Raw genomic sequence first — 7,482 nt, forward strand, 5'->3', positions numbered from 1 at the left:
TTCCCACGGTTCTCGTAACCTGGCGAATTAAACCTTCGTTAGTCCCGGCCGGTTGCCGTTGTAGCCAGCCCGTCCGCCGTCAAACAATGGAGGCACGGGCGGCAACGCATTGCCGCCGCTTTGCAACTCACGAAAGAGGGGAGGCCGAGGCATGAATGCGTCGCGCAAATGGTCAGCTTGGTCACTGGTCGCGCTGTTGATCCTGGCGGTCATCGCGCCGAGTTTGGCGGAAGCCCGCGGCAAAGGTGGCGGTGGCAAAAGCTCCGGCCGTTCGGGGCGTGGCTACTATGGCCGCTCGGGTGGCTCGCGCTATGTGAACACACCGTACGGTCGGATGCCAAAGTACCGCCCGGCCCTGCAGACGCCGGCCCAGTTCTAAGCGGCGTTCGATCACGCGACTGGTCAGTACATTCTGTTGCGGAACAAGCCCACGAGGTTCACCCCGTGGGTTTTTGTTTTGGCGTGGGCGCAATGTGCGCCTCAGGGGGTGAAACTCCCGGGCTTGTGTGTCTGCGAGACGTTTTACTTGCTGTCGAGCGTTTCTTCCATCAACCGCGCCACGGCGATTGAGTTTTCATCTCCCTGCGCTTGCAAGGCGACGATCACGCGCTCGCGCCGCTCGCGGGAATGGTTTTGATTGAGCTTCCACTTCCCTTCCAATCGCGTGATCGGAATGCGGAACGCCACCACGCCGCGGGCCATCTGCTCGATGAACTCCGTCTCGCTGGCCGGCACTTGCCAAGGGCGCTCGTACGACCGTTCGTAAAATGCCACGTAGTCTCGCACAATCTGCACTGTCTGTGCTGGGTCGTCGATCCGCTCGAACCGGCCGTACGCATGGACCGCGGCGTAATTCCAAGTCGGCACGACCCGCTCGGCCTGATACCAGGCGGGCGAGATGTAGGCGTGGGGGCCCGAGAAGACCGCCAGCATCTCGGCGCCGTCAGCCCGCCAGTGAGGATTAGCCCGGGCCATGTGGCCGATCAGCGTGCCGTGCGGGCCGGCCGCGCGATCGAGCAATAGGGGCAGATGGCTGGCCATCAACCCTCCGTCGAGTTGTGAAGTCAACAGCCCAAAACTATGCTGCTCGATGAACGCGAACAGCTTGGCTTGGTCCGTCTCGGCAAAATGATCGGGGATGTACATGGCTGAAGAGCGATTAGCGGTTAGCGATTAGCGGTTAGCGATTAGCGATTAGACAAAAGCCGTAGACGAAGGCATTCTTATTCTCTCAATCCTCTCCGTGCCAACCTCCGTGTCTCAGTGCCTCCGTGGCTAGCTTTATGCCAACCATCTTACAAACTCCCCGGCTGCGGTTGCGCGAGATGACGCCTGACGATCTCGACTTTCTGGCCACCATGCTGGCCGACGCCGAGGTGATGCGCTGGTATCCCAAGCAGCTCGACCGGATCGAGTCGCTCGCCTGGCTCGACCGGCAATTACTTCGCTACCAGCGCGACGGCTATGGCATTTGGCTGGCCGAGCGGCGCAACGACGGCACGCCGATCGGACAGATTGGCCCGGTGCAACAGTCGGCCACCGGAACCAATGAGGCAGGCATCACCTATTTGGTTCACCGCCCCTATTGGCGACAAGGCTACGCCACCGAAGGAGCCGCGGCGGTGCGCGATTACATCTGGAATACGATCGGCCAGCGGCGAGCGATCACGTTGATTCGCCCCGAGAATGTCCCGTCGCAAGGCGTGGCTCGCAAGCTGGGCATGACCCGAGCCGAAGGCGTCTACCAACTGGCCAACTTCGATCATTGGCTGTTTGTGGCGGAGCAGGAAACGGTTAGCAATTAGCGATTAGACCGGATGAATCACGACCACGCGTCCGGCGAATGTCCTATCTAATCGCTAGCCGCTAATTGCTAATCGTTTCCGTTTCAAGCCTCGGCTTGAAAGGAAGTTATCGCGGCCGCTTCGTCTTCGCAGATGTCGAACAGCTTGTTCAGCTTGGTGATCGCGAAGACTTCAAATATCTCAGGGCGGATGTTGCTCAGGCGGAGCTTGCCCCCGTGGGCCTTCACCTTCTTGTCCAAGGTGATCAGCTTGCCCAGCGCGGCACTCGACAGGAAGTCAACCTGCGAGAAGTTCAACAGCAGCTTCTGCCGCTGATCTTCTTCGACCAGTTGGAACAGTTCTTGTCCCATCTCCTGGATGTTGGCATCGTCGAGAATCTTGCGGTCCACGAACCGCACGACCGTCACGTCGCCCACTTCGGCTACTTCCAAACGACGATGAACCCCCATGCGGCCACTCCCGTGAACGATTACCCAACCCGAAAACGATGACCCAGTGGTGATGCTGCTCGAGTCCGGAACGAGCGTTCCCGCTGAAACAGCCTGGGCTCTGAGTTTACGTTGTAGTCTCCACGCTTGGACCGGTCAAGAAACGCGACAAAGTGCGGCAATTCGCGTGTGTTTTATGCCACCGAGACACGGAGTCGCGGAGGTTCTCACGGAGAAATCGCTGGTCGCGTGCAAAAGACGCCGAGGTCCAATTCCCGATGACCACGGCTCAATGAACCAGATAACTTTGCCACTTACCTTGAACTTCGGCCAGCGGTACTTGGTCCTTTCCTGGTCCGCTCCGTGCCCTTCTCGGTGCCCCCCCGTGTCTCCGTGGCTAATCCTCGGAGCTGAACTCACCGGCTCGCCGCGGTACGGACGCCACCATCGCCGCGGCCGAAGTAGCCCAGCCGGTCCATTCGCTGCACCAGCTTCTTGACCACTGGGCCGGCCACCTCGGCCGCCCCGCCGCCGTGTTCGAGCACGACCACCAGCGCCACCCGCGGGCGCTCGGCCGGCGCATAGCCCGCGAACCAGGCATGATCGGCCCGGCCGCCACCGGTCTCGGCCGTGCCGGTCTTGCCGGCAATCGACACTTCGTCGAAATAGACCGTCCGGTGGGCCGTCCCATCGGGGTCGGCGACCACGCGCTGCAGCCCGCGCCGCACCTCGGCCAGCATGGCCGGCGACAAGCGCTCGATCGGCTCGCCAGCGCCAACGGCCGCGTCCAATGCCGCGCTCGCCGCCAGTTCGGCATCACTCGCGCCACCAGGATCAAGCGACGTGGGCGTAATGCCGCGCAGCAAGTGCGGCCGCACACGTCGCCCCCCGTTGGCCACGGCCGCCACCAACGTAGCCATCTGCAGCGGCGTGGCGGTCAGCGTCCCCTGCCCGATCGCGACGGCCTGGGCCATGGCGCGCTCTTCGCCTCGACGCAATTTTGGTTGACCATTATCGGCCACGACGCTCGGCACATTCCCGGCCACTTCGCCGGGCAAGTCGATGCCGGTCACCGAGCCCAGCCCCATCCGCCGCGCCCAACCGGCCAGCGGGTCGAGACCAATCTCAGCCGCGTGATGAAAGAAATAGACGTTGCAACTTTGAGCCAATGCGTCGCTCAGGGTCGTCGGCCCGTGACCGATCCCTTGCCGACGGAACAACTGGCACCGCAAGCGATCCGGCTGCTCCCAATAGCCCTGGCAGTCAAACGGCATGTGTGGGCGAAAGTCGGGCTGATCCAACAGCGCGAGCGCCGATACCACCTTGAACGTCGAGCCCGGCGCAATCGCCATCTTGATCGTCCGGTCCACCAGCGGCTTGCGTCCGTCGCTGTTGGCGGCCGCCAGCGCGTCGGCATCGGCCACGGCGAACCGCTCGGCATCGAAGCGCGGCCCCGACGCCAAGCACAACACCCGGCCGGTCTGCACATCGAGCGCGACGATCGCGCCGCCGGTCGGCGCCCTGCCAGTGCCGTCATCCCCGTGCGCGCGGCGCCCCAACGCTTCGTCCAACAGCGCCTCGGCCGAGCGCTGTAGCGCCACGTCGAACGAGACCGTCAGATCGCGCCCGGGCACGGCGTCGCGTCGCACTTCGCGCGCGACCAGGCGGCCGTTCCGCTCGCTGGTCTCGACGATCAGCGCCGGCGTGCCGCCGAGCAGCGGCTCGTAATGTCGTTCCAGGCCCATCTGCCCGCGCGGCTTGGCCTCGGCGGCACGTTCGGCCGTGATCGGCATGGCGCGCGTGGCGTAGCCCAAGGCGTGGGCGGCCAGCGAACCGTGCGGATAGCGCCGCTCGACCCGAGTGACCAATCGCACGCCGCGAAACACGTCGGGCTGCTCTTCGATCGCGGCCACTCCTTCTAGTGGCAGCCGCTCGATGACCAGGTGATAGTCGGTCTCTTCGGCCACGACCAACGGTTCGTCGGGATCGTACGTCTCGGCCGGTTGCAACCAGCCCAGGGCCGCATAAGCCGCCTGCTGCCACCAGGGCAACTCGGCAATCGCTTGCGCCGTCGCCTGCTGGGTGGCGTGTTTCAGCTCGCGGCGGCGGCGGACATCGGCGGCGATCAACTCGACGCGACGTTGCACCTGTCGATAGCGAGCGTCAATCTCGGCTGGTTCCGTGTCGGCCAGCAGGGAGAGTTGCTGACGCAGGGCGCCGCGGGCCTGCAATACTTCGTCTTGCGCCTGGGCACGTCGGGTGGGATCGCGCGCCTCGCGGCGCGACAGCCGGGCTAGCGCTTGCCGCCACAGCCAGGTGGCGTTGACCGGCTCTTCGAGCCAGCGGTAATGAACCGCCAGCCCGGTGTTCACTTCGTCATAGGCCAGCACCGTCCCGTCAGCGGCGAGAATCCGCCCGCGCAAGGCCGGTTCGAGCGTGAATCGTTCCAGCGGTTTCGCGGCTTCGGCCCGTTGCTGGTCGCCGTAACTCACCTCAAGCGACACCACGCGGGCCAGAACCGCGCCGCACAACAGCGCGAACAGCCAGAAGCCCCAGCGCAACCGTCCCGCCGCCACGAATGGATCGTGCAGCGCGCGGTCGGCGGTGCTGCTGGACCATCGGTTGCTTGACATGTCGCGCATGGTTGCGACCCGCGATGGATTAGAAGGCGGCGCTACGTCGCCAGTTACGGCCGAACAGACTGCGCAATGCCGGCACACACGCCAAGGCCAGCGCCGCCGTGACCAGCGCCATCGACACGCCCGGCAAGAACCAGCCACCGGTCGCCATGCCGTCAGCCAGGGCCAGCCGCTCGCGCAGCACGGCCAGCAGCACCATCACCAGCGCGGCTCCCAATGTGGCGATAATTCGGCGCGGCCAATCGTCCGTGGCGGCCGGCCCGCGCAAGCGCACGAGCACCATCGCCACCGTGACGGCCAACGCCACACCGAAACCCAAGCGCCCCGAGCCGTTCAAATCGCTGAGCAGCCCCAACATGGCCGCGCCCCAGGTGGTCAACCGCGCCGGCGCTACCAGGCACCAGGCCAACACCAGCGCGGCCAAGGTATCGGGCACAGCCGCGGCGGGGAGCAACCCAGTGAGCACGGTTTCGAGCGCCAACGCGCCGTAGGCGATCAGTAGCAACACAAAGCAGGTCATCGGCGGAGCACTCCTGATTCGGGAGCAACGATCGGTTTGCGGTCAGCGGTCTGCGGTGCCGCGTCGGCCTCCTTGTCGCGCGCCACGCGGGCCGGATTCAAATCGGCGCACAACACCTCGACGCGCGGCGAATCGCTGGCGGCTGGTTCCATCCACAAGTCCCAGTGCCGCGCGCCGGGCTCGCGATCGACCCGGGCGATGCGACCATAGCGCAGCGGCACCTCGACCAGCCCTTCCCAGCCCGCGGCCAGGACCTCGTCGCCGACTTCGACCGACTCGGTCAGCGGCACCATGCGGATGTGACATTGCTGGCCGCCGGTTCCTTCGAGCAGCGCTCGCGGACCTGGGCGAAGCTGATCGTCAACGCGGCGCGCCAGCTGAACCAGGTCGCGATAGCCCAGATGCGTGGGCCGCCGGATGGTGGCGGTCTGCGACTCGACTTGAATCACCTTGCCCCAGACGGCCCGCCCGGCCAACGCCAGTTGCCCCGCGCGCACGCCGTCGGCGTGGCCACGGTCGATTACGGCCTGGGCCGCGGTATCGAGTACCAGCGCGTCGAGCGGCACGTCGGACGCGCCGTCGAGCAGAATCAACTGTTCACTGGCGGCCAGTCGTCGCGTCCGTGGGCCGAACAATCGCGCGCTGACCAGTCGCGGCGTCAACAAGGGCAAGTCATCACTCGCCGCGGCTTGCCCCCCGCGCGCGGCGGCCAGGGCCAGTTCAAGCTCGGCTTGGCGACGTTCCAAGCGGGCAAACTGATCGGCCGAGGTTGGCGACGCGCCGGCCGCAGCCGAAGTGGTCGAGGTGGCGCCGGTCCCGACGATCGAACTGACGGCGTGCAGCGGCCGGCCAAGCTGATCGACCAGTTGGCGATGAGCCAATTGCCAGCGGGCGACAAAGCTCCGCGGCAACAACATCAACAGCGCCGCCACGACCAGACAGACGATCAGCGTCCGCCAGGTGGGGGCGCGGCGGGTGCGATTAGAGCTCGTCATCGCTCGACTCCAACGACGGGCGATAGCGATCGAGCTGTTCCAGGCAGATCAGCGTGCCGCGAGCCACGGCGGTCAGCGCCTCGGGGGCCACGCGCGCCGGCAGCCCGGTCTCGGCCGTGATCAATCGATCGAGTCCCCTCAGCAACGACCCTCCTCCGGCCAGCACCATCCCCTGGTCGACCAGATCGCTGACCAGATCGGGGGTGCAGCCTTCGAGCGTCCGCTTGATGGAATCGATAATTCGAGTCAACGGTTCGACCAGGGCCTCGCGCACCTGACTGCTGGTGACGGTGATCCGCCGCGGCAAGCCCGAGACCACGTCAACGCCGTTGGCGTCCTGAGTCAGTTCGGCGTCTTTTGGGCTGGCGCTGCCGATCTCGATCCGCAAGCGCTCGGCCGTTGGCGCGCTGACCCGCAGGTTCCGCGTGCGGCGCAAGTATTCGACCAGCGCCTGGTCCATCAGATCGCCGCCGACGCGAACCGATTGCGAGGCGATGATCTCCGACATGCTCAGCACCGCGGTTTCGGTGGTGCCGCCGCCGACGTCGCAAATCATGCTGGCCACGGGCTCGTGAATGGGCAGTCCGACGCCGATGGCGGCGGCCTTGGCCTCGGGCATCAGAAAGACCTGGCGCGCGCCGGCCCTTAGGGCGCTGTGATAGAGGGCGCGCTTCTCGACGGGGGTGATGCAGCCCGGCGCGCCGATCAACGCTCGCGAGCGCATCGTCCAGCGGCTGCGTTGCGACTTGCGGAGGAAATAGCGGAGCATGACCTCGCACAGGTCGAAGTCGGTGATCACCCCTTCGCGCAAGGGGCGGACGACGTGAATGCCGCCGGGAGCGCGGCCGATCATCTGGCGGGCCAGGTGCCCGACGGCGCAACCTTCGGCGACGACGCGGCGCGAACCTTCGGCGACGGCCACGACCGACGGTTCGTTGACGACGATCCCTTCGCCGGCCACGCTGATCAGCGTGTTGGCGGTACCCAGGTCGATCGCCAGGTCGGAACCCAGCAGTTCACGGAAACGATGGAGCATCCTTGCTCGTCCGCGCGCGAATTAGAAAAGGTTAGCTAGTGCTCTGTCAAACTAAGATT

8 protein-coding genes are annotated in these 7,482 nt (G+C 65.5%); 2 read left to right on the forward strand and 6 right to left on the reverse strand.

The window, feature by feature from the left end:
- Positions 1–151 precede the first annotated feature (151 nt).
- On the forward strand, positions 152–379 hold the full coding sequence (locus JSS27_14750) for a hypothetical protein (protein MBS0210204.1): 228 nt from the start codon (positions 152–154) through the stop codon (positions 377–379).
- Positions 380–522: 143 nt separating this feature from the next.
- Here the strand turns inward: JSS27_14750 and JSS27_14755 are convergent, their stop codons facing one another.
- Entirely contained in the window at positions 523–1,146 is a 624-nt protein-coding gene (locus tag JSS27_14755; GenBank protein MBS0210205.1) for an FMN-binding negative transcriptional regulator, read from the reverse strand.
- A gap of 137 nt (positions 1,147–1,283) precedes the next feature.
- Here JSS27_14755 and JSS27_14760 point away from each other — a divergent pair, with 137 nt between their 5' ends.
- Positions 1,284–1,805 (forward strand): GNAT family N-acetyltransferase, encoded by a 522-nt coding sequence (locus JSS27_14760; GenBank protein ID MBS0210206.1) that lies wholly within the window; start codon positions 1,284–1,286, stop codon positions 1,803–1,805.
- Between the two features lie 83 nt (positions 1,806–1,888).
- Here JSS27_14760 and JSS27_14765 read toward each other — a convergent pair whose 3' ends face one another.
- The 5 genes from JSS27_14765 to JSS27_14785 form a co-directional block, all read right to left on the reverse strand.
- Positions 1,889–2,254, reverse strand: a complete 366-nt coding sequence (locus JSS27_14765) for an STAS domain-containing protein (protein MBS0210207.1) — start codon at positions 2,252–2,254, stop codon at positions 1,889–1,891.
- Between the two features lie 395 nt (positions 2,255–2,649).
- On the reverse strand, positions 2,650–4,866 hold the full coding sequence (locus JSS27_14770; protein MBS0210208.1) for a hypothetical protein: 2,217 nt from the start codon (positions 4,864–4,866) through the stop codon (positions 2,650–2,652).
- A 28-nt stretch (positions 4,867–4,894) separates the two neighbouring features.
- Positions 4,895–5,392 carry a hypothetical protein gene (locus JSS27_14775; protein MBS0210209.1) on the reverse strand — a complete coding sequence of 166 codons (498 nt, stop codon included), beginning with the start codon at positions 5,390–5,392 and terminating at the stop codon, positions 4,895–4,897.
- Entirely contained in the window at positions 5,389–6,387 is a 999-nt protein-coding gene (locus JSS27_14780; protein MBS0210210.1) for a rod shape-determining protein MreC, read from the reverse strand. The genes JSS27_14775 and JSS27_14780 overlap by 4 nt, the downstream gene beginning before the upstream one ends.
- Complete coding sequence (locus tag JSS27_14785) at positions 6,374–7,423, reverse strand: rod shape-determining protein (protein MBS0210211.1); 1,050 nt, start codon at positions 7,421–7,423, stop codon at positions 6,374–6,376. Before JSS27_14785 ends, JSS27_14780 begins: the two co-directional genes overlap by 14 nt.
- Positions 7,424–7,482: the final 59 nt, after the last annotated feature.

Source organism: Planctomycetota bacterium, from assembly GCA_018242585.1.
Classification (GTDB): domain Bacteria; phylum Planctomycetota; class Planctomycetia; order Pirellulales; family PNKZ01; genus JAFEBQ01.